Annotated in this window: 19 protein-coding genes, 3 pseudogenes and 1 riboswitch; of the genes and pseudogenes, 21 read left to right on the top strand and 1 reads right to left on the bottom strand. The window is 74.3% G+C overall.

Annotated features, from left to right (window positions below):
• The 19 genes and pseudogenes from carB to DDP54_RS14000 all read left to right on the top strand — a co-directional run.
• Positions 1–540, top strand: a pseudogene (gene carB / locus DDP54_RS13910) (carbamoyl phosphate synthase large subunit); the annotation flags it as partial.
• A gap of 65 nt (positions 541–605) precedes the next feature.
• Positions 606–1,429 (top strand): annotated as a pseudogene (gene pyrF / locus DDP54_RS13915) (orotidine-5'-phosphate decarboxylase).
• Positions 1,430–1,508: 79 nt separating this feature from the next.
• The gene (gene mihF / locus DDP54_RS13920) at positions 1,509–1,820 is read left to right on the top strand and encodes an integration host factor, actinobacterial type (RefSeq protein WP_109132614.1); all 312 of its coding nucleotides are present in this window, start codon (positions 1,509–1,511) and stop codon (positions 1,818–1,820) included.
• A 91-nt stretch (positions 1,821–1,911) separates the two neighbouring features.
• A complete protein-coding gene (gmk, locus tag DDP54_RS13925) occupies positions 1,912–2,481 on the top strand; it encodes a guanylate kinase (protein ID WP_109132615.1) in 570 nt (189 codons plus the stop codon).
• Between the two features lie 38 nt (positions 2,482–2,519).
• Positions 2,520–2,792 carry a DNA-directed RNA polymerase subunit omega gene (gene rpoZ, locus DDP54_RS13930; RefSeq protein WP_109132616.1) on the top strand — a complete coding sequence of 91 codons (273 nt, stop codon included), beginning with the start codon at positions 2,520–2,522 and terminating at the stop codon, positions 2,790–2,792.
• Positions 2,793–2,837: 45 nt separating this feature from the next.
• Positions 2,838–4,039, top strand: a pseudogene (gene coaBC / locus DDP54_RS13935) (bifunctional phosphopantothenoylcysteine decarboxylase/phosphopantothenate--cysteine ligase CoaBC).
• A gap of 41 nt (positions 4,040–4,080) precedes the next feature.
• On the top strand, positions 4,081–5,283 hold the full coding sequence (metK, locus tag DDP54_RS13940) for a methionine adenosyltransferase (RefSeq protein ID WP_109132617.1): 1,203 nt from the start codon (positions 4,081–4,083) through the stop codon (positions 5,281–5,283).
• Between the two features lie 88 nt (positions 5,284–5,371).
• Positions 5,372–7,588 carry a primosomal protein N' gene (locus DDP54_RS13945; protein WP_242448474.1) on the top strand — a complete coding sequence of 739 codons (2,217 nt, stop codon included), beginning with the start codon at positions 5,372–5,374 and terminating at the stop codon, positions 7,586–7,588.
• Positions 7,589–7,637: 49 nt separating this feature from the next.
• Complete coding sequence (locus DDP54_RS13950; RefSeq protein WP_109132618.1) at positions 7,638–8,252, top strand: HAD-IA family hydrolase; 615 nt, start codon at positions 7,638–7,640, stop codon at positions 8,250–8,252.
• 10 nt (positions 8,253–8,262) lie between these two features.
• Positions 8,263–9,213 carry a methionyl-tRNA formyltransferase gene (gene fmt, locus DDP54_RS13955; RefSeq protein ID WP_109132619.1) on the top strand — a complete coding sequence of 317 codons (951 nt, stop codon included), beginning with the start codon at positions 8,263–8,265 and terminating at the stop codon, positions 9,211–9,213.
• 32 nt (positions 9,214–9,245) lie between these two features.
• The gene (locus tag DDP54_RS13960) at positions 9,246–10,772 is read left to right on the top strand and encodes a transcription antitermination factor NusB (protein ID WP_242448492.1); all 1,527 of its coding nucleotides are present in this window, start codon (positions 9,246–9,248) and stop codon (positions 10,770–10,772) included.
• Between the two features lie 18 nt (positions 10,773–10,790).
• On the top strand, positions 10,791–11,471 hold the full coding sequence (gene rpe, locus DDP54_RS13965) for a ribulose-phosphate 3-epimerase (protein ID WP_109132621.1): 681 nt from the start codon (positions 10,791–10,793) through the stop codon (positions 11,469–11,471).
• Between the two features lie 77 nt (positions 11,472–11,548).
• A riboswitch (FMN riboswitch) is annotated at positions 11,549–11,684 on the top strand.
• A 133-nt stretch (positions 11,685–11,817) separates the two neighbouring features.
• A complete protein-coding gene (gene ribD, locus DDP54_RS13970; protein ID WP_109132729.1) occupies positions 11,818–12,954 on the top strand; it encodes a bifunctional diaminohydroxyphosphoribosylaminopyrimidine deaminase/5-amino-6-(5-phosphoribosylamino)uracil reductase RibD in 1,137 nt (378 codons plus the stop codon).
• Entirely contained in the window at positions 12,954–13,586 is a 633-nt protein-coding gene (locus tag DDP54_RS13975) for a riboflavin synthase (RefSeq protein WP_109132622.1), read from the top strand. The genes ribD and DDP54_RS13975 overlap by 1 nt, the downstream gene beginning before the upstream one ends.
• Positions 13,583–14,998: a 3,4-dihydroxy-2-butanone-4-phosphate synthase gene (gene ribB / locus DDP54_RS13980; RefSeq protein WP_109132623.1), complete on the top strand. Its 1,416-nt coding sequence runs from the start codon at positions 13,583–13,585 to the stop codon at positions 14,996–14,998. Before DDP54_RS13975 ends, ribB begins: the two co-directional genes overlap by 4 nt.
• The gene (gene ribH, locus DDP54_RS13985) at positions 14,995–15,474 is read left to right on the top strand and encodes a 6,7-dimethyl-8-ribityllumazine synthase (protein ID WP_109132624.1); all 480 of its coding nucleotides are present in this window, start codon (positions 14,995–14,997) and stop codon (positions 15,472–15,474) included. Before ribB ends, ribH begins: the two co-directional genes overlap by 4 nt.
• Positions 15,471–15,734, top strand: coding sequence for a phosphoribosyl-ATP diphosphatase (locus tag DDP54_RS13990; protein WP_109132625.1), 264 nt, complete (start codon positions 15,471–15,473; stop codon positions 15,732–15,734). The genes ribH and DDP54_RS13990 overlap by 4 nt, the downstream gene beginning before the upstream one ends.
• 73 nt (positions 15,735–15,807) lie before the next feature.
• Positions 15,808–16,653 (top strand): ATP phosphoribosyltransferase, encoded by an 846-nt coding sequence (hisG, locus tag DDP54_RS13995; protein WP_109132626.1) that lies wholly within the window; start codon positions 15,808–15,810, stop codon positions 16,651–16,653.
• Positions 16,654–16,668: 15 nt separating this feature from the next.
• Positions 16,669–17,157: a PH domain-containing protein gene (locus DDP54_RS14000; protein ID WP_242448475.1), complete on the top strand. Its 489-nt coding sequence runs from the start codon at positions 16,669–16,671 to the stop codon at positions 17,155–17,157.
• A 37-nt stretch (positions 17,158–17,194) separates the two neighbouring features.
• Here DDP54_RS14000 and DDP54_RS14005 read toward each other — a convergent pair whose 3' ends face one another.
• On the bottom strand, positions 17,195–18,397 hold the full coding sequence (locus DDP54_RS14005) for a DUF3866 family protein (RefSeq protein WP_109132627.1): 1,203 nt from the start codon (positions 18,395–18,397) through the stop codon (positions 17,195–17,197).
• 33 nt (positions 18,398–18,430) lie between these two features.
• On the opposite strand from DDP54_RS14005, the gene DDP54_RS14010 reads away from it, so the two are divergent.
• Both DDP54_RS14010 and DDP54_RS14015 read left to right on the top strand, forming a co-directional pair.
• A complete protein-coding gene (locus DDP54_RS14010; RefSeq protein WP_109132628.1) occupies positions 18,431–19,450 on the top strand; it encodes a WYL domain-containing protein in 1,020 nt (339 codons plus the stop codon).
• Positions 19,443–20,423 (top strand): WYL domain-containing protein, encoded by a 981-nt coding sequence (locus tag DDP54_RS14015; protein ID WP_109132629.1) that lies wholly within the window; start codon positions 19,443–19,445, stop codon positions 20,421–20,423. Before DDP54_RS14010 ends, DDP54_RS14015 begins: the two co-directional genes overlap by 8 nt.
• Positions 20,424–20,427: the final 4 nt, after the last annotated feature.

Raw genomic sequence — 20,427 nt, forward strand, 5'->3', positions numbered from 1 at the left:
ATGCGGTCGACGGGCGAGGTCATGGGCCTCGACGTCGACTTCCCGACGGCCTTCGCCAAGTCGCAGGCCGCCGCGTTCGGCGGGTTGCCGACGTCGGGCACCGCGTTCATCTCGGTCGCCGACCGCGACAAGCGCTCGATCGTGTTCCCCGTCAAGCGCCTCGTCGAGCTCGGGTTCGAGATCCTCGCCACCGAGGGCACCGCGGTCGTGCTGCGCCGCAGCGGCATCGCGTCCCGGACGGTGCGCAAGTACTCGCGCGGCGTCGGGGAGGACGGCGAGCCGACGATCGTCGACCTCATCACCGACGGCAAGGTCGACATCGTCGTCAACACCCCGTCCGGGCAGGGCGGGCGGCGTGACGGGTACGCCATCCGTGCGGCGACGACCGCGGCCGACAAGGCGATCGTCACGACCGTGCAGCAGCTGGGCGCGGCCGTGCAGGGCATCGAGGCGACGCTGTCGGGCCCGTTCTCGGTCACGAGCCTCCAGGAGCACAACGCCGCCGCCGCCGCGCGTCGCACTGCCCGGGCGGGCGCGTGAGCAGCGACGGCTCGAGCGGCGGCGGGGGATCCGTGACCACCTTCGGTGCGCGGCTCGGGGCCGCCATGGAGGCCCACGGTCCGCTCTGCGTGGGCATCGACCCGCATCCGGCGCTGCTGGCGGCCTGGGGTCTGCCCGACGACGTGCGCGGCCTGCGCGAGTTCTCCCGCACGGTGCTCGACGCGGTCGGCGGCCACGTCGCGGCGGTCAAGCCGCAGTCGGCGCTCTTCGAGCGCCATGGCTCGGCCGGGATCGCGGTCCTCGAGGAGCTGATCGCGGCCGCGCGGGCCACGACGACCCTCGTGATCCTCGACGCCAAGCGCGGCGACATCGGGTCGACGATGGCGGCCTACGCCGACGCCTACCTGCGCGACGGCTCGCCGCTCGCCGTGGACGCACTGACGGTGTCGCCGTACCTGGGTTTCGGGTCGCTCGCGCCGGCCGTGGACGCGGCCGCCGCGTCAGGCCGCGGACTCTTCGTCCTCGCGCTCACGTCGAACCCCGAGGGTGCGGCCGTCCAGCACGCCCGGGACGCCGAGGGCGTCGCCGTCGCGGCGCGCATCGCGGCGCACGCCGCCGAGCTCAACGCGCGCGAGCTCGCGGTGTCCGGCGCGGCCATGGGCTCCGTGGGACTCGTTGTCGGCGCCACGATCGGCACCGCAGCCCAACGCCTCGGCATCGACCTGGCGGTCGTACGCGGCCCGTTGCTGGCACCTGGGGTCGGTGCCCAGGGGCGGGTCCGACGGAGCTCAGAGCGGTCTTCGGGGGCGCACGAGGCACGGTCCTGGCGTCGTCCTCCCGCGGGGTTCTCGCCGCGGGGCCGGATCGGGCATCGTTGCTGGCAGCGGCGCGAACGGCAGCAGCGGAGGCGCGCGCCGCACTGAGTTGACGTTCGCGTTGCCGAGGTCACCACATGGTCGCTAGGTTCGGACTCACGATCACGTCCCGCTGACGAGAAGGTGACTCGCGTGGCACTCCCCCCGCTGACTCCTGAACAACGCACAGCCGCGCTCGCAAAGGCGGCCGCCGCCCGGCAGGCCAGGGCCGAGGTGAAGAACCGCCTCAAGTACTCCCAGGGAACGCTCTCCGAGGTGATCGCACAGGGTCAGAAGGACGAGGTCATCGGCAAGCTCAAGGTGCTCGCCCTGCTCGAGTCCCTGCCCGGTGTCGGCAAGGTCAAGGCGCACGCGATCATCGCCGACATCGGCATCTCCGAGACCCGGCGGGTCCGGGGGCTGGGACCGCACCAGGTCAAGGCACTCATCGAGCGCTTCGGCTGACGGGGCCGGGGGGACGTATCCTCAGCCCCCAGGCACCAGCCGGACCCGTCGGCACAGCGAGGCGGGCTGACCCAGGAGATGCGCACCACCTATGACGACGACGCCTGCCCGGCTCACCGTTCTCGCCGGACCGACCGCCGTCGGCAAGGGGACGGTGTCCGCTGACCTGCGGGCCCGGTACCCCCGCGTCTGGCTCTCGGTGTCCGCCACGACCCGCCCGCCACGACCGGGGGAGGTCGACGGCGTGCACTACCACTTCGTCAGCCCGGAGAAGTTCGACGCGATGATCGAGGACGGCGAGCTCCTCGAGTGGGCCGTCGTGCACGGGCGCAACCGGTACGGAACGCCCCGCGGGCCGGTCGAGGAGCGGCTCGCGGCGGGGGAGCCCGCGCTGCTCGAGATCGACCTGCAGGGTGCGCGTCAGGTGCGGGCGACGATGCCCGAGGCTCGCTTCGTGTTCCTCGCGCCGCCGTCGTGGGAGGAGCTCGAGCGCCGGCTCGTGGGACGCGGTACGGAGGACGCCGCCGAGCGACAGCGCAGGCTCGCGACGGCGCGCGTCGAGCTCGCCGCCGAGTCCGAGTTCGACCATGTGATCGTCAACGACGACGTGCACCGGGCCACCGACGAGCTGATCCAGGTCATGGGCCTGCCGACCAGGTAAGATCAACGAAGCCCACCCTCGACCTGCGGGAGTCATACGTGTCTGGAACCATCGCCAATCCGATCGGCATCACCAAGCCCCCGATCGACCAGCTCCTCGAGCGCGCCGACTCGAAGTACCAGCTCGTCGTGTTCGCGGCCAAGCGCGCGCGCCAGATCAACGCGTACTACTCGCAGCTCAACGAGGGTCTGCTCGAGAACGTCGGGCCGCTCGTCGACACCCGCCCGCAGGAGAAGCCGCTGTCCATCGCCATGCGCGAGATCGACGCGGGCCTGCTGACGATCGAGACCGTCGAGGCTCCCGAGGCCTGAGCGGGCGCCGCCTCGCGCGGCACCGCTCCGAGCGTCCGGTCCGGCATGCGCATCATCCTCGGCGTCGCAGGCGGCATCGCGGCCTACAAGGCCGCATCTGTGCTGCGCCTGCTCACCGAGGCGGGCCACGACGTGCGCGTCATCCCCACCCGCGCGTCGCTCGAGTTCGTCGGACGGGCCACCTGGGAGGCCCTGTCCGGTGAGCCCGCGCCGTCGGACGTCTTCGAGGACGTCCCGCACGTCCCTCACGTCGAGCTCGGCAAGGGCGCCGACCTCGTCGTGGTGGCACCGGCGACAGCCGACCTGCTCTCACGGGCAGCGACGGGTCGCGCCGACGACCTGCTGACGGCCACGCTCCTGACCGCCCGATGCCCGGTGCTGCTCGCCCCGGCGATGCACACCGAGATGTGGGAGCACCCCGCGACGCGCGCGAACGTCGCCACGCTGCGGTCGCGCGGCGTCCAGGTGCTCGAGCCCGCGTCCGGCCGGCTCACCGGTGCGGACACGGGCCGCGGGCGTCTCCCCGAGCCCGAGGACATCGTCGCCGCCGCGCTCGCGCTCGTCGGGGGTACCGACGCGCCGCACGACCTCGCCGGTCAGCACGTCGTCATCTCGGCCGGCGGCACCCGCGAACCGCTCGACCCGGTGCGCTTCCTGGGGAACCGCTCGTCGGGCAGGCAGGGTTTCGCCCTGGCCGAGACCGCCCTGGCGCGAGGGCCCGCGTGACGCTCGTGGCAGCCAACGTGACGCTTCCCGCGCCCGCGCGTGCCGACGTGGTCGCCGTCGAGACGACCGCCGAGCTGCGCGACGCCGTGCGTGCCGCGGCCAAGGACGCCGACGTGGTCGTCATGGCTGCGGCAGTCGCCGACTTCCGTCCGGCCACGACGGCCGAGACGAAGATCAAGAAGCGCCCCGACGGTTCGGCCCCCGTCCTCGAGCTCGTCGAGACCCCCGACATCCTCGCGGAGCTCGCAGCCGAGCGGCTGCGGCCCGGTCAGCTCGTCGTCGGGTTCGCCGCCGAGACCGGCGACTCCGACGCGAGCGTTCTCGAGCACGGTCGCGCCAAGGCGCGACGGAAGGGCGCCGACCTGCTCGTGGTCAACGCGGTCGGAGACGGTCGCGGGTTCGGCACGGCCGACAACTCCGTGACGATCCTCGATGCGCACGGCGACGTCGTGGTGAGCGCCGCGGGAAGCAAGGCCGCGGTCGCCCACGCGGTGTGGGACGCGGTCGCCACTCTGCGGTAGCCCGACCCGGCGTGGCTGCCCGTGGCACTAATCTGTGCCCCATGACTGCACGCGACCTTCGCCTCTTCACGTCCGAGTCCGTGACCGAAGGGCACCCCGACAAGGTCTGCGACCAGATCTCCGACGCGATCCTCGACGCCATGCTCGAGCAGGACCCGTCCGCGCGCGTCGCCGTCGAGACGATGGTGACCACCGGCCTGGTGCACGTCGCGGGCGAGGTCACGACGAGCGCGTACGTCGAGATCCCGCAGATCGTGCGTCAGGTGGTCCGGGCCATCGGCTACACCTCGTCGAGGATCGGGTTCGACGGCGACTCGTGCGGCATCTCCGTGTCGATCGGCCAGCAGTCGCCCGACATCGCCCAGGGCGTCGACAAGGCGCTCGAGGTGCGGGTCGACAGCTCCGACCACGACCCCCTCGACCTGCAGGGCGCCGGCGACCAGGGGCTGATGTTCGGCTACGCGAGCGACGACACCCCGAGCCTCATGCCGCTGCCCGTGTGGCTGGCGCACCGGCTCGCCGAGCGGCTCGCGCTCGTCCGCAAGGAGGGCGTCATCCACGGCCTGCGCCCGGACGGCAAGACGCAGGTGACCATCGGGTACGACGGCGACCGCGCGGTCCGTCTCGACACCGTCGTCATCTCGACGCAGCACGACCCGGACATCCAGCTCGAGACGTACCTTGCCGGCGCTGTCGCCGAGCACGTCGTCGCTCCCGTCCTGGCGACGGTCGACCTGGACGTGCGCGGGCACCAGCTCCTGGTCAACCCGACCGGCACGTTCGTCGTCGGTGGCCCGCAGGGCGACGCCGGGCTCACCGGACGCAAGATCATCGTGGACACCTACGGAGGCATGGCGCGGCACGGCGGCGGTGCGTTCTCCGGCAAGGACCCCTCGAAGGTGGACCGCTCCGCGGCCTATGCGATGCGGTGGGTCGCCAAGAACGTCGTCGCTGCGGGCCTCGCGCGGCGCTGCGAGGTCCAGGTCGCGTACGCGATCGGCAAGGCGCACCCCGTCGGGCTGTACGTCGAGACGTTCGGGACCGAGACCGTCCCCGTCGACCGGCTCACGGCCGCGATCCGCGACGTCTTCGACCTGCGTCCCGGCGCGATCGTCCGTGACCTCGACCTGCTCCGACCGATCTACCAGCGGACCGCGGCCTACGGGCACTTCGGCCGCGAGCTGCCCGAGTTCACCTGGGAGCGCACCGACCGGGTCAGCGACCTGCAGTCGGCCGTCGGCTGACACCACCGCACGTGTCCCCGGCTCGGGGCGACCGCCACGTTGGGGACGACCGGCTCGCCACGTCGCCGCCGGGTGATGAGATGGGCGCGTGGACGTGACAGGGGAGCCGGTGGCACAGGGCGCGGGCGCGTGGGGTGAGCAGCTGACCCTCGCGGGCCTGACCTCACCTGCACCTGTCACCGGCCGTCGGTCCGCCGCCCGCGCTGACGCGGTCCAGGCCGCCGCCGACCGCCCGGTGGCGCGGGTCTGCATCGACCTGCCGTTGCCGCACCTCGATCGACCGTTCGAGTACTTGGTCCCGGAGCCGATGTCGGACGGCGCCCAGCCAGGAACGCGGGTCCGGGTCCGGTTCGCCGGCCAGGACGTCATGGGATACGTCCTCGATCGTGTCGACCGTGCCGAGCACGAGGGGCGGCTCATCCCGCTGCGCCGCGTCGTCTCGGCCGAGCCGGTCCTCACACCCGCCGTCCGCGACCTGGCCCGGGCCGTGGCCGACCGGTACGCCGGGACCCTGGCCGACGTCCTGCGGCTCGCGATCCCTCCGCGCCATGCGCGCGTGGAGAACGAGGCGCAGCCGGAGGCAGAAGCGGCGGTCCGGGCACCGGGCACGCTGACCGCCAGTGCGTGGCTGCCGTACCGCGGGGGACCGGCGTTCCTCCAGCACCTGACGGCCGGCGGGGCGCCGCGGGCGGTCCTGACCGCCCTGCCGGGGCCGGAGGGTGAACGGTGGCCGGACGCCGTCGCCCAGGCGGTCGCGGCCTGCGTCGTCGGGGGGCGCGGCGCGCTCGTCGTCGTCCCCGACGCGCGCGACGTGGCGCGCGTGTGCGCCGCTCTCGACGTGGCCGGGGTGCCCGCGTGGGTGCCAGGAGCCGCGGGCGGGTACGTGCGCCTGACCGCGGACGACGGCCCCGCCCCCCGGTACAGGGCCTACCTCGCCGCGCTGCGCGGGCACGCGGATGTCGTCGTCGGGACGAGGGCGGCCGCGTTCGCGCCGGTCGCCCATCTCGGCCTCGTCGTGTGCTGGGACGACGGGGACGACCTCCACGCGGAGCCGCGCAGCCCGTACCCCCACGTCCGCGAGGTGCTCATGCTCCGCTCGGCCCACGAGCAGGCGGCCTTCCTCGTCGCCGCGCACGGGCGGACGGTCGAGGCACAAGGGCTCGTCGAGTCGGGCTGGGCCCGCGAGGTCGCCGCTGACCGGGCGACAGTCCGTGCCCGCACCCCTCGGGTCCGCGCGCTGACCAGCGTCGAGCTCGCCAGAGAGGGGCCCGCGGCTGCGGCGCGGCTGCCCGGAGAGGCGTGGCGGGTCGTCCGCGACCAGCTCGCGGTGGGCCCGGTGCTCGTCCAGGTGCCACGGTCCGGGTACCTGCCCGTCGTCGCCTGCGGACGATGCCGCGCCATCGCACGGTGCGGCACCTGCCACGGCTCGCTCGCGCTCGAGTCCGCCGCGGGGGTGCCCCAGTGCGAGTGGTGCGGGCGCCTCGCGACGGACTGGCGCTGCGGGGAGTGCGGGTACGCGTCGCTGCGCTCGGTCCGCGTGGGGTCGAGCCGGACGGCCGAGGAGCTCGGCCGGGCGTTCCCGGGCGTCCCCGTGCGCTCGTCGGGCGCGCGCGCCGAGGGTGGTGTGCTCGCGACCGTGCCCGACACCCCGGCGCTCGTCGTCTCGACGCCCGGCGCGGAACCGGTCTGCGTGGCCGGCTACGCCGCGGCGGTGCTGCTCGACGCCGGTGTTGCGTCCGCCTCCACGTCGTTCCGCGCGGGGGAGGAGGCCGTCCGCCGATGGCTCGCCGCCGCAGCGCTCGTGCGGGGCAACTACGCGGGCGGCCAGGTGCTGCTCGTCGGCGACGGCGCCCCGGGGCCGACCCAGGCGCTCGTGCGCTGGGACCCGGCGGGGTTCGCCGCACGCGAGCTCGCCGAGCGTGCCGAGCTCGCGCTGCCGCCGGCCGTGCGGGTCGCGTCCGTGACGGGGACGCGCGAGGCCGTCCAGGCGGTCGTCGACCGTCTCGACCTGCCGCCCGGCGCCGACGTCCTCGGACCGGTGCCCGTGGCGACCGGGGCGGGGGAGCCGTTCGAGGACGCGCCGGGCACCGGATGGGCCCGGGGCGCCGGCGCTGGTCGACGGTCCTCGGCGGCTCGCGCTCCCGCCCAGGCCTCGCTCGACCCGCAGGTGCGCGTCCTGGTCCGCGCACCGCTCGCCGCCAGCGCCGAGCTCGCCCGGACCCTCGCAGCCTCGGTCGCGGTGCGCAGCGCGCGCCGCGAGGGCGGCAGCGTCCGGGTACGCGTCGACCCCGAGGAGCTCGTATGAACGCATGCCGACCCACGTCCCGTCGGGTCGATGGCGAGCTGGTGCTCCGATGAGCGTGGACGCCGTGGTGTTCGACCTGGGCAACGTGCTCGTGCGGTGGGACCCCTACCTCCCGTTCGTCGGGCGCATGGACCGGGCCGAGGTCGAGGCCATGTTCGACGAGATCGACTTCCCGACGATCAACCACGGCCTGGACGCCGGACGGCCCTGGGCCGAGGCCCGTGCGGAGGTCCTGCGCCGCTACCCGCACCGGGCCGACGCGTTCGACTTCTACCGTGAGCACTTCGCCGACGCGATCCCCGGCCCGGTCGACGGTTCAGCGCGGCTCGTCCGGGACCTCGTGGGCGCCGGCATCAGGGTCCTGGGCCTGACCAACTGGTCGGCCGAGACGTTCCACCATGCCGAACCTGCGGCCCCCGCCATCGGGCTCCTCGAGGCAGTGCTCGTGTCGGGGGACGTGGGGATCGCGAAGCCCGACCTGCGCATCTTCCGACTCCTCGCGAGCCGCTACGAGCTCGAGCCCGGACGCACCGTGTTCACCGACGACTCCGCGCCGAACGTCGCGGCGGCTGCCGCCGAGGGCTTCGACGCCGTGCTCTTCACCGACGCCGACAGGCTGCGCGCCGACCTGGTCCGCAGAGGGCTGCCCATCCCCGCCGCCTAAGATCGTCGCCATGCGACTGCTCTTCGCCGGAACCCCTGCCGTGGCGGTGGCGTCGCTCGACGCGCTCCTCGGTTCGCGCCACGAGGTCGTCGCGGTGCTGACGCGCCCCGATGCTCGTGCCGGCCGCGGCCGGCAGCTGCACCCGAGCCCGGTCAAGGAACGCGCTCTCGACGCCGGCCTCGAGGTCCTCACGCCGGCGTCCCCGCGCGACGAGGCCTTCCGGGCGCGCCTCGCGGAGCTCGACCTCGATGCCGCCCCGGTGGTCGCCTACGGGGCCCTCCTGCCGCCGTCCGTGCTCGACGTCCCCCGGCTCGGGTGGATCAACCTGCACTTCTCCGTGCTGCCTGCCTGGCGCGGTGCGGCGCCGGTGCAGCACGCGATCATCGGGGGCGACGAGGTCACCGGCGCGAGCACGTTCCGCATCGAGCAGGGGCTCGACACCGGTCCCGTGCTGGGCATGCTGACCGAGACGATCCGCCCGCGGGACACCGCGGGCGACCTGCTGTCACGGCTGGCCGGCGCCGGCGCAGACCTCCTGGTGCGCACGCTCGACGCGCTCGAGGACGGCATCCTGCGGGCCGTGCCTCAATCGCCCGACGGTGTCAGCCACGCGCCGCGCCTCGAGGTCGACGACGCGCTCGTCGAGTGGCGCCGCCCCGCGCACATCGTCGACCGGCTGGTCCGCGGCTGCACCCCCGCCCCGGGCGCGTGGACGCGACTGCCCGACGGTGAGCGGCTCGGCCTGGGGCCCGTGGTCCCCGATCCCGAGGTGACGGACCTTGCACCCGGCGAGCTGCGCATCAGCAAGCAGGCCGTCCACGTCGGGACCGGCTCGCACGCCGTGCGGCTCGGCGAGGTGACGCCGGCCGGGAAGCGGACGATGCCGGCGGGGGACTGGGCGCGCGGTGCTCGACTGGACGCGGCCACGGTTCTCGGCGCGCACGGGGCCGGTGCGGCGTGAGCGGCGACCAGGGTCGACGTCGGGCACCGGGTGTGGGCTCGGAGAGCTCCCGGGGCGACGGTCGGCGGGACCGCGGCGGCCGTGAGCGCGGTCCGGCTCGCGCGGCGGGTCAGCAGCAGCGGACCGCGGCGGCGCCCTCCGCCCGGCGCAAGGGTGCTGACGTGCCACGCGGGGTCGCCTTCGACGTGCTGAGGGCCGTCGCGGCATCCGACTCGTACGCGAACCTCGTGCTGCCGCCGATGCTGCGCGACCGGGGGCTGCAGGGACGCGACGCGGGCTTCACGACCGAGCTCGCCTACGGGACGCTGCGCCTGCACGGCCGCTACGACGCGATCATCGAGCTGTGCGCGGCGCGCTCGGCCGACTCCATCGACGGACCGGTGCTGGACCTGCTGCGCCTCGGCGTGCACCAGCTCCTCGGCATGCGGGTCCCGGCGCACGCGGCCGTCTCGGAGACGGTCGGGCTGACGCGTGAACGTGTCGGCACGGGTGCGTCCCAGTTCGTCAACGCGGTCCTGCGGGCGGTCAGCAAGGCGCCCCTGGAGACGTGGCTCGAGCGGATCGGCGACGCGGCAGACCCGGACGGTGCCGACCCGCTGGCTCGGCTCGCGGTCACCCAGAGCCACCCGGCATGGATCGTGCGCGCGATGCGCGAGGCGCTGGTCGGTGCGGGCCGCACCGCCGACGAGCTCCCGGCGCTGCTCGAGGCCGACAACGCACCGCCGCACGTCACGCTCGTCGCCCGGCCCGGCCTCGTCACGACCGCGGAGCTGGCAGCGACCCCGGCGGCGGCCGCGAGCCGTCCTGGCCGCTGGGCCTCGACCGCCCTCGTGCTCGACGGCGGCGACCCGGCAGCTCTCGACGCGGTGCGGGACGGACGCGCGGGCGTCCAGGACGAGGGGAGCCAGCTCGTCACGCTGGCCCTCGCGGACGCACCGCTGGACGGGCCCGACGAGCGGTGGCTCGACCTGTGCGCGGGACCTGGCGGCAAGGCGGCGCTCCTTGGCGCCCTGGCTGCCCAGCGCGGCGCACGGCTGGTCGCCAACGAGGTGCTGCCGCACCGGGCGCGACTCGTCGAGCACGCCCTGGCGGCTCTGCCTGCCGATGCCGTCGAGGCCGTGCGGACCGGCGACGGCCGCACGCTCGGCGAGGACGAGCCGGGGGCGTACGACCGGGTGCTCGTGGACGCACCGTGCACGGGTCTCGGCGCGCTGCGCCGCCGCCCGGAGTCCCGGTGGCGCCGCACCCCGGCGGACCTCGCGGTGCTCGGCGACCTGCAGCGGGCGCTGCTGGCCTCCGGGCTGCAGGCCGTCCGACCCGGAGGCGTGGTCGCGTACGTCACGTGCTCCCCGCACCTCGCGGAGACCCAGCTCGTGGTCAAGGACGTGCTGCGCGCGGCGGCGCGGCGCGGCGACGTGATCGAGCTCATCGACGCGCGCGAGACGTTGCGCTCCCTGGCACCCGGGCTCGAGCTGGCCGACAGGCCGGACGTGCAGCTCTGGCCGCACGTGCACGGGACCGACGCGATGCACCTGACGCTCCTGCGCCGGAACGCGTAGCGCGGATACGCTGGCACGATGCCCGCTCTGATCAGCCCCAGCATCCTGTCGGCAGACTTCGCGAACCTCGAGCGCGACCTCGCCGTCATCGGCGGTGCGGACTACGCGCACGTCGACGTCATGGACAACCACTTCGTGCCGAACCTGACCCTCGGGCTCCCCGTCGTGCGCCGGCTCGTCGAGGTGTCGCCCGTACCGATCGACGTGCACCTCATGATCGACGACGCCGACCGGTGGGCCCCCGCGTTCGCCGAGGCCGGGGCCGCGTCGGTGACGTTCCACGCCGAGGCGACCCAGGCGCCCGTCCGGCTCGCCCGCGAGCTGCGCAGGCTCGGTGTCCGCGCGGGTGTGGCGGTGCGACCGGCGAGCCCCGTGGAGCCGTTCCTCGACCTGGTGGACGAGTTCGACATGATCCTGGTGATGACCGTCGAGCCGGGGTTCGGGGGCCAGTCCTTCATCGAGGGGACGCTCGCGAAGATCCGTCGTGCGCGCGCGGCGATCACCGCGGCCGGTGCCGCGACGTGGATCCAGGTCGACGGGGGAGTGTCGCGGGACACGATCGGGCGCATCGCCGAGGCGGGTGCCAACGTGTTCGTGGCCGGATCCGCGGTCTACGGCGCGCCCGACGTCGCCGCCGAGATCATCGCGCTGCGCACGCTCGCCGAGGCCGCGACCGCCGGGGCCGTCCCGCACCAGTAGGGGCCGCGACGCCCTCGGGCGCGGAGGGAATGCTGACTGTGGCAAGATCGTTGCGCAGTACGCATACAGCACAACGCACACGTGCTCCGGGGTCGGTGCAATTCCGAGCCGGCGGTGACAGTCCGCGACCCGTGCGTTCCCGCGAGGGGACAAGCGGTTGACCTGGTGAAACTCCGGGACCGACGGTGAAAGTCCGGATGGGAGGAGACGTGGCGGCGCGCTCGGCCCGCAAGGTCGTGCTCGCCGTCGGCGCGGGTGACCCTCGGGTCGCCTCCGACCGCACCCCGGGGCCCTCGAGGCACGGGAGGTAGCGGTGAGCAACGAGCTCCTGACTGACGCAACGCCGATGGCGTCGCCGCGTGCTGCCTCCCTCACGGAGCTCGAGGCCATGCGCCGGGCGGTCGACCTCGCGCGACGCGGCCCCGCTCACGGCCCGAATCCTCGCGTCGGGTGCGTCATCCTCGCGCCCGGCGGGTCTGACGGGCGCGACGGTCCGAGCGCGGCACAGCGGGCCGTCCTGGGGGAGGGATGGCACCGCGGCGCAGGGACCGCGCACGCGGAGGTCGCCGCCCTGGCCGACGCGCAGAGGCGTGGGGCCGACGTGCGCGGCGCGACTGCCGTCGTGACCCTCGAACCGTGCGACCACACCGGTCGGACCGGCCCGTGCAGCATCGCGCTCCTCGAGGCAGGCATCGGCCGGGTCGTCATCTCCGTCGCGGATCCCAACCTGGCCGCGGCGGGCGGCGCCGACCGGTTGCGCGGCGCCGGCGTGGACGTCGTCGAGGGGATCCTCGAGGAGCAGGGGATCGAGGTCCTCGGGGCGTGGTTGCCGGCCGTCGAGCGCGGTCGCCCGTTCGTCACCCTGAAGCTCGCCGCGTCGCTCGACGGCCGGGTCGCTGCTGCCGACGGCACGAGTCGCTGGATCACGTCGGACGTGGCCCGGGCGCACGCGCACCGGCTGCGCGCGGAGGTCGACGCGATCGCGGTCGGTACCGGCACGGCGCTCGCCGACGACCCGTCGCTCACCGCCCGGACCGCGAGCGGGGAGCTGACCGAGCACCAGCCGCTGCGCGTCGTCGTCGGTCTGCGCGACGTGCCCGTGGGCGCCCGCCTGCGCGGCCCGGGCGGCGAGCTGCTCCACGTCCGGACGCACGATCCGGCCGAGGTCCTCGCGGTGCTCGCAGCCCGCGAGGTGCGCCACGTTCTTGTCGACGGCGGTCCGCGGCTCGCGGCGGCGTTCCTCGGCGCGGGGCTCGTCGACGAGGTGCATGCGTACGTCGCACCCGTCCTGCTCGGCTCGGGGCTGTCCGCGGTCGCCGACCTGGGGATCGGGACGATCGCCGACGCCGTCCGCCTCGACCTGCGTGAGGTCGTGCACCTCGGCCCCGACGTCCTCATCGTCGCCACACCGACCACGGCAGCACCACGCACGTCCCAACCGGGCACTGCCGTGCCGGGTACCGCCAGCACCAAGGAGATCTGATGTTCACGGGGATCGTCGAGGAGATCGGCACCGTCGAGGCGCTCTCGCGCGGGGGCGGCACACCCGCCGCGCCCGCCGACGGCAGCGACGCACGGTTGACGGTGCGTGGCCCGCTCGTCGCGTCGGACGCACGGCTGGGCGACTCGATCGCCGTCAGCGGCGTGTGCCTGACGGTCACCGACCTCCCGGGCGACGGCACGTTCACGGTCGATGTCATGCCCGAGTCGCTGCGGCGCACCGCGCTGGGCTACCTGAAGGTGGGCAGCCCGGTCAACCTCGAGCGGGCGGTGCGAGCCAACGACCGGCTGGGCGGCCACATCGTCCAGGGTCACGTCGACGGCGTCGGCACGATCGTGCGCCGGACACCAGGTCCTCGCTGGGACGACGTCGAGATCGACCTCGCACCCGAGCTGGCCCGGTACGTCGCCGAGAAGGGTTCGGTCACCGTCTCGGGCGTCTCGCTCACCGTCACGCACGTGCGCGACGACGGCTTCGGCATCTCCCTGATCCCGACGACGCTCGAGGCCACGACGCTCGGCCGGCTGGCAGCCGGCGCCCAGGTCAACATCGAGGTCGACGTCCTCGCGAAGTACGTCGAACGACTGCTCGCGACAGATGGGGTGACACGATGACGCTCGACACCGACCGGTTCGTCGATGCGACGTTCGGGACCATCGAGGAGGCCCTCGACGCGCTGCGCGCAGGGCGTCCCGTCATCGTCGCCGACTCGCCCGACCGCGAGAACGAGGTCGACGTGATCCTCGCGGCCGAGCTGGCGACCCCGGAGTGGGTGGCCTGGACCATCCGGCACTCGTCGGGCTACCTGTGCGCGCCCATGCCCGCCTCGCGGGCCGATGCGCTCGGGCTGCCGCTCATGGTCCCGCAGAGCCAGGACCCGCGGCGGACCGCGTACACGGTCTCCGTCGACGCGGCCCGGGGCGTCACGACCGGCATCTCGGCGAGCGACCGCTCGCACACGCTCCTGACACTCGCCGACCCGTCGTCCGGCCCGGAGAGCCTCATCCGCCCCGGCCACGTCCTGCCGCTGCGGGCCGTGCCCGGCGGGGTGCTGCACCGCGCGGGCCACACCGAGGCGGCCGTCGACCTGTGCCGCCTCGCGGGCCTCGCACCCGTCGGGGCGATCGCCGAGCTGGTGAACGACGACGGCACGATGGTGCGGCTCGAGGCCGCCGCACGCATCGCGGTCGACAACGGGCTGGTCCTGGTCACGATCGCCGACCTCATCGCCTGGCGGACGTCGCACGGAGACACCGTCGAGGCCAAGGACGCCGTCGCTGACGAGCTCGGCACCCAGCCGCGTGTCCACGAGACCCACACGGCCTACCTCCCGACCAAGCACGGGGACTTCCGGATCCACGGGTACCGCGACCTGCGTACCGGCGCGGAGCACGTGGCGCTCGTCGCCACCCGCGGCCTCGCGGACCAGCCCGTCGTGCGCGTGCACTCCGAGTGCCTCACGGGCGACGCGTTCGGCTCGGCGCGCTGCGACTGCGGACCGCAGCTCGACGCCTCGCTCGCGATGGCCGCCGAGCAGGGCGGCGCGGTCGTCTACCTGCGCGGCCACGAGGGTCGGGGCATCGGGCTGCTCGCCAAGGTGGCGGCCTACGCGCTGCAGGACCAGGGGCGCGACACGGTCGAGGCGAACCTCGACCTGGGGTGGGAGGCCGACCGCCGCGAGTACGGCGCTGCGGCCGCGATCCTCGCAGGGCTGGGCGCGCACCGGATCACGCTCCTGACCAACAACCCCGCCAAGGTCGCCGGCCTGCGTGCCCACGGCATCGACGTCGCCGAGATCCGCGGGCTCGAGGTCGGCCGGACCCCGCACAACGCCGCCTACCTGCACACCAAGGCGGTCTCCATGGGCCACGTGCTGCACCTCGAGCCCGGGATCCACCAGGGCACCCCGATCCACCTCGACCCCGTCCAGGCGGCGCCCGCCGCCCCGGACGTCGACACCGCCGACCACATCCTCGACGGCCAGGTGCTGGCCGTCGACCCCACGAACCAGGAGACCACCGCATGAGCGGCGCAGGCGCACCCACCTTGACGGTCGACGGCACCGGGCTGCGGGTGACCGTCGTCGCCGCGAGCTGGCACACCGTCGTCATGGACGGTCTCCTGGCCGGCGCAGTCCGTGCGCTCGCCGAGGCGCACGTCGACGACGTCACGATCGTCCGGCTGCCGGGCACGTTCGAGCTGCCCGTGGCCGCCAAGCACGCCGCCGATCACGGCGCCGACGCCGTCGTCGCGCTCGGTGTCGTCATCCGCGGCGGGACCCCGCACTTCGAGTACGTCTGCGAGGCTGCGACGCTCGGGCTCACGCAGGTCGCCGTCCAGACCGGCATCCCGGTGGGCTTCGGCGTGCTGACCTGCGACGACGAGGCCCAGGCCCTCGACCGCGCGGGGCTGCCCGACTCCCACGAGGACAAGGGCGCGGAGGCGGCCCAGGCGGCCGTCGCGACGGTCGTGGCCCTGCGGGCGTCTAGGCTCGGGGCGTGAAGACGTTCGACTCGCTGTTCGCGGAGCTCGCCGAGAAGGCCATCACCCGTCCCGCCGGCTCCGGCACGGTCGCCGAGCTGGATGCGGGCGTCCATGCGATCGGCAAGAAGATCGTCGAGGAGGCGGCCGAGGTCTGGATGGCTGCTGAGTACGAGGGCGGCGTCCGCACGGCCGAGGAGATCTCGCAGCTGCTCTACCACCTGCAGGTGCTCATGGTCGCGAGCGGACTGAGCCTCGAGGACGTCTACACCCATCTCTGAGCGGCCCAGGGCCTCGTTCACCACCCCTGCCGCTTCGACCCCACCGCCGCTTCGACCCACCCGTGAGGATCACGTGCTGAGGATCGCCGTCCCCAACAAGGGCTCCCTGTCCGAGCCCGCCGCCGACATGCTGCGCGAGGCGGGCTACCGCCAGCGCCGGGACTCGCGCGAGCTGGTCCTGCCCGACCCGGACAACGACGTGGAGTTCTTCTTCCTGCGTCCGCGCGACATCGCGGTCTACGTCGGCGCGGGCACCGTCGACGTCGGCATCACGGGCCGCGACCTGCTGCTCGACTCCGCGTCGTCGGCGACCGAGCACCTCGAGCTGGGGTTCGCGCGGTCGACGTTCCGGTTCGCCGCACCCGCCGGCTCGATGACCGACGTCTCCCAGGTCGCCGGTCGCCGGGTCGCGACGTCGTACCCGGTGCTCGTGCAGGCCTACCTCGGTGAGCGGGGCGTGCGTGCGTCCGAGGTCGTGCGGCTCGACGGCGCGGTCGAGACGGCGATCCGGCTGGGCGTCGCCGACGTCATCGCCGACGTCGTCGAGACGGGCACGACCCTGCGCGCCGCGGGCCTGGAGATCTTCGGTGAGCCGCTGCTGCGCTCCGAGGCGGTCCTCGTGCGACGGACGGGTGCCGAGCCGGCCGGCCTCGACGTGCTGACACGGCGGATCCAGGGTGTCCTGACGGCCCGCGAGTACGTGCTCATGGACTACGACGTGCCGCTCGCGCTGGTCGATCAGGCGGTCGCCATCACCCCCGGCCTCGAGTCGCCGACGGTGTCCCCGCTGCACAACCGTGACTGGGCGGCCGTGCGGGCGATGGTGCGGCGGGTCGACACGAACCGCGTCATGGACTCGCTGTACGACGTCGGGGCCCGCGCGATCCTCGTGACGTCGATCCACGCCTGCCGGCTCTGACCCGAGGGCTCCGCGGTGAGTGACGAGTCCGGCACCGGCAGGACGCCGGACGACGCGCGCGCGGGGCTGCACGCACCGTTCCGGCCGCAGGCTGCGCGCGTCGTGACGCTCGGCCTCGCCGTGCTCGTCGCGCTGCTGACCGCGGCCCTGGTCGCGGCGCTGCCCAGCATCGCACCCGAGTACGGTCCCGGAGACCAGGCCGGCATCGCCCTGCTCGGGCTGGCGATCACCTGGTTCTGCTGGCGGCAGGCGTCGGTCTCAGCGCGCCCCGACGAGACCGGGCTCACCATCCGCAACCTCGTGGTCTCGCGCCGGCTCGCGTGGGCCGAGATCGTCTCGGTGCGGTTCGGTGGCGGCCGTCCGTGGGTCCAGCTGGACCTCGCCGACGGGGACACGCTCGCCGTGATGGGGATCCAGCGCGCCGACGGTGCCCGCGCCGATGCCGAGGCCCGCCGGCTGGCGACGCTCGTCGAGCTGCACTCGCGGACGGCTCGGGACGACTGAGACTCCGCCAGGCAGTGCTCAGAGCGCCAGGCAGTGCTCAGAGCGACGTGAGCGCCTCGGCGTGCACGCCGGCCACGGCGGCCGCGAGGAAGGCGGCGGGGTCGGTCTCGAGCCCGCGTCCCATCGTCGACAGCCTCACCGGTGCGCCGGCGAGCGCTGCGAGGAGCTCGTCGCCGGCGTCGACCTCGACGAGCCGGTGACGCCCGTGCGGTGCGACGAGCGTGAGCACCTGCTGACGGACGCGTCGGCCCAGCGCCTCCAGCGACCCGTCGACCCCGGTCGGGGGGCCGTCGCGATCGGGCCGGCCGACGACCGACCCCGCTGCGAAGACCGGCACGACGACGTCGGCGGGGGCGAGCGCGACCCGTCCGTACGCGGTCAGCGAGTGGTGCGAGACCCCGAGGTGACGCTCGCGCGCGTCGGCACCGGACACCCTCAGCGACGCCACCGGGCGACCGCCCAGGACCGCTGCCGCATTGATCGCCTCGCCGGCGGCGACCCCCGAGAACCCCCACCGTGTGCCGGTGCCGAGGTTCCCTGGCCCCTGCGCGACGACGACGAGGTCCGTGCCCACGACGAGCCTCGCGGCGAGCAGCCCGGTGTGCACGGTCACGGCCTCGAGGTCGCCGCCGAACGCCTGGCCGGTCGTGATGCAGGCGTCGATCCAGCCCGCGTCCGCGAGCCCGGAGACCGTCCGGGAGAACCCGGCAGGAAGCGCTCCGCCGTCGGTCATCACGTAGGCGATCCGAGGGACGGGCCGGCCGTGGAGGGCGGCGCCGAGCCGGGCGCCCGCGATGATCGCCGGCAGGGCCGAGTGGAGGTCGGCCACGACGACGGGCAGCCCTCCGAGGTCGTCGGCGTCGCGGAGCGTCTCGTGGTGCGGGGACTCCTGGTCGTCGACCCCGAGCACCATCGCCTGCAGCGGGGTGTAGCGCGCCTTGACGAGGTGGCCCGGGGACGGCGGGGGATCGGCCGGAAGGGGGTCGGTCGGGGCCACGACGAGCGCGTAACCGCCCGTGCCCAGGCCCCGCGCCAGGGCCGTGACGTTGAGCAGGACCCGCGTCCCGACGTCGGGCACACCCACGAGCGACGGGTACGCGAGCGCCCGCACGAGGGCACCCGACGCGAGCCCGGCGGCACCGTCGATGTCGAGCGCCGTGTCGAGCTCGACCCCCAGCTCCGCCGCCCCGCGCCACCGTGGACCGTGCGACACCACGACACCTGCACGCCACGTGATCACGCGCCCACGCTACCGGCCACTACCGTTGACCCGATGCCCGACCAGATCCATCCCGCAGAACGGCTGCTCAACCTGGTCATCGCGCTCGTCAACACGTCGGCGCGCATGACGAAGGAGCAGATCCGTCGCAGCGTCGCCGGTTACGCCGACGCTGCCTCCGACGACGCCTTCGAGCGGATGTTCGAGCGCGACAAGGACACCTTGCGTGAGCTCGGCATCCCGATCCTCACGGTCACCGGCTCGGGCCACGGCGACGACATCGGCTACCGGATCGACCAGGAGGCGTACGCGCTGCCGCCCATCGACCTCACGGCGGCCGAGCTCGGGGTCCTGTCCCTCGCGGCGCAGTTCTGGCAGGACTCGTCGGCCCGCGCGGACACGTCGCGCGCCATCACCAAGCTACGCGCCGTGGGGGCGGCACCCGAGGCGACCGACCTCGTCGCCGGCCTCGCTCCGCGCGTGAGCGCCGGCGGGGACGCGTTCGCGCCGCTGCTCGACGCGGTGCAGGCCCGTCAGGCAGTGACGTTCCGGTACCGCGCGGCGAGCAGCGGAGAGGTCCTGACGCGCGTCGTCGAACCCTGGAAGCTGCTCGCCCGACGCGGCGGGTGGTTCGTCGTCGGACGCGACCGCGACCGGCAGGCGCCGCGGTCGTTCCGGCTCAGCCGTATCGAGGGCAGGGTCCGCACGGTCGGCCCCGCCGACGCCTTCGGCGAGCCGGACGCCGCAGCGCTGGCCGACGTCCTGGCGTCGTGGAGCGCGGGGGAGTCGCGCGTCGCCACGCTCGCCGTGCGACCGGAGCGGGCCGAGGCCCTGCGAGCCCGGGCGGTGGACGCCGCCGACGAGCTCGACCTCACTGAACCGGGGCTCGCCCGGGTGTTCGCCGACCGCGACGTCGTGCACGTGCCGTTCACGTCCGCGTGGGAGCTCGCCGAGGAGGTCGTCGGCTACGGCGACGCCGTCGTCGTGCTGGCACCGCGCGCCGTGCGTGAGACGGTGCTCCGGCTGCTGCGCGTCGCCGCGACCCTCGACGAACACGGGGGGACGCATGGCTGAGCGGGCGAGCGACCGGCTGCTGCGCATGCTGGGGATGATCACCTACCTCGACCGGCACGCCGGCGTCCCGGTCGAGCAGATCGCCGAGCACTTCGCCGTCACGCCCGGACAGGTGCTGAGCGACGTCGACACCCTGTGGATGACGGGGACCCCCGGCTACTTCCCCCACGACCTCATCGACTTCGACGCCGCGTCGTACGAGCAGGGCGTCGTCCGGCTGACCGAGTCCCGCGGCATGACCCGACCGCTGCGCCTGGGCACGCGAGAGGCCGTGGTCCTCGTCGCAGCGCTGCGGGCCATGGCCGCCGCGCTCGGTCCGAGCCTCGACCCCGAACGCGCCCGGGTCCTCGGTTCGGCCCTCGAGAAGCTCACGGCCGCGACCGGTGAGGCCGCGGCGGCGGTCGACGTCCGGCTCGCGGTGGACGGTTCGCCGGCCGTCGTGGCAGCGATCGGGACGGCCCTGCAGGCCGGCCACCGGCTGCGCCTGCGGTATGTCAACGCCGCGGACGTGACGAGCGAGCGCGACGTCGACCCGATCCGGCTCATCACGGACGACGAGCGCTCCTACCTGCTCGGCTGGTGCTACCGGGCCGGCGCCGAGCGGCTGTTCCGGCTCGACCGGGTCCTCGGTGCCGAGGTGCTCGACGACCTGGTCGACGCCGGTCACACCTCAGGTGCGCGCTCCGTCGAGTTCCACCCCGACCCGACCGGGGGCCTCGTCACGCTGCACCTGACGAGCCGCGGCCGCTGGGTTGCCGAGAGCGTCCCCGTGGAGGACGTGCGGAACCTGGCTGACGGCACCTTCGAGGTCGACCTCCGGGTCGTCGACCAGGCCTGGCTCCGCCACCTCCTGCTCCAGGCAGCCGGGGAGGTCCTCGAGGTCCGGCCCGCGTCCGTCGCGCACGACGTCGCCTCGGTCGCCCGCTCGGCCCTCGCCGCGTACGGCCCGTTCGCCGAGCCGGACCGCGGCTAGGCTG

Source organism: Cellulomonas sp. WB94, assembly GCF_003115775.1.
Lineage (GTDB): Bacteria > Actinomycetota > Actinomycetes > Actinomycetales > Cellulomonadaceae > Cellulomonas_A.

Excerpts from the sequence above, each read along its gene's own strand:
- rpe (WP_109132621.1), top strand. The coding sequence starts at position 10,791 with ATGCCCGCTCTGATCAGCCCCAGCATCCTGTCGGCAGACTTCGCGAAC.
- DDP54_RS13975 (WP_109132622.1), top strand. The coding sequence starts at position 12,954 with ATGTTCACGGGGATCGTCGAGGAGATCGGCACCGTCGAGGCGCTCTCG.
- ribB (WP_109132623.1), top strand. The coding sequence starts at position 13,583 with ATGACGCTCGACACCGACCGGTTCGTCGATGCGACGTTCGGGACCATC.
- fmt (WP_109132619.1), top strand. The coding sequence starts at position 8,263 with ATGCGACTGCTCTTCGCCGGAACCCCTGCCGTGGCGGTGGCGTCGCTC.
- DDP54_RS14010 (WP_109132628.1), top strand. The coding sequence starts at position 18,431 with ATGCCCGACCAGATCCATCCCGCAGAACGGCTGCTCAACCTGGTCATC.
- ribD (WP_109132729.1), top strand. The coding sequence starts at position 11,818 with ATGGCGTCGCCGCGTGCTGCCTCCCTCACGGAGCTCGAGGCCATGCGC.
- gmk (WP_109132615.1), top strand. The coding sequence starts at position 1,912 with ATGACGACGACGCCTGCCCGGCTCACCGTTCTCGCCGGACCGACCGCC.
- ribH (WP_109132624.1), top strand. The coding sequence starts at position 14,995 with ATGAGCGGCGCAGGCGCACCCACCTTGACGGTCGACGGCACCGGGCTG.
- DDP54_RS13950 (WP_109132618.1), top strand. The coding sequence starts at position 7,638 with ATGAGCGTGGACGCCGTGGTGTTCGACCTGGGCAACGTGCTCGTGCGG.
- DDP54_RS14015 (WP_109132629.1), top strand. The coding sequence starts at position 19,443 with ATGGCTGAGCGGGCGAGCGACCGGCTGCTGCGCATGCTGGGGATGATC.
- metK (WP_109132617.1), top strand. The coding sequence starts at position 4,081 with ATGACTGCACGCGACCTTCGCCTCTTCACGTCCGAGTCCGTGACCGAA.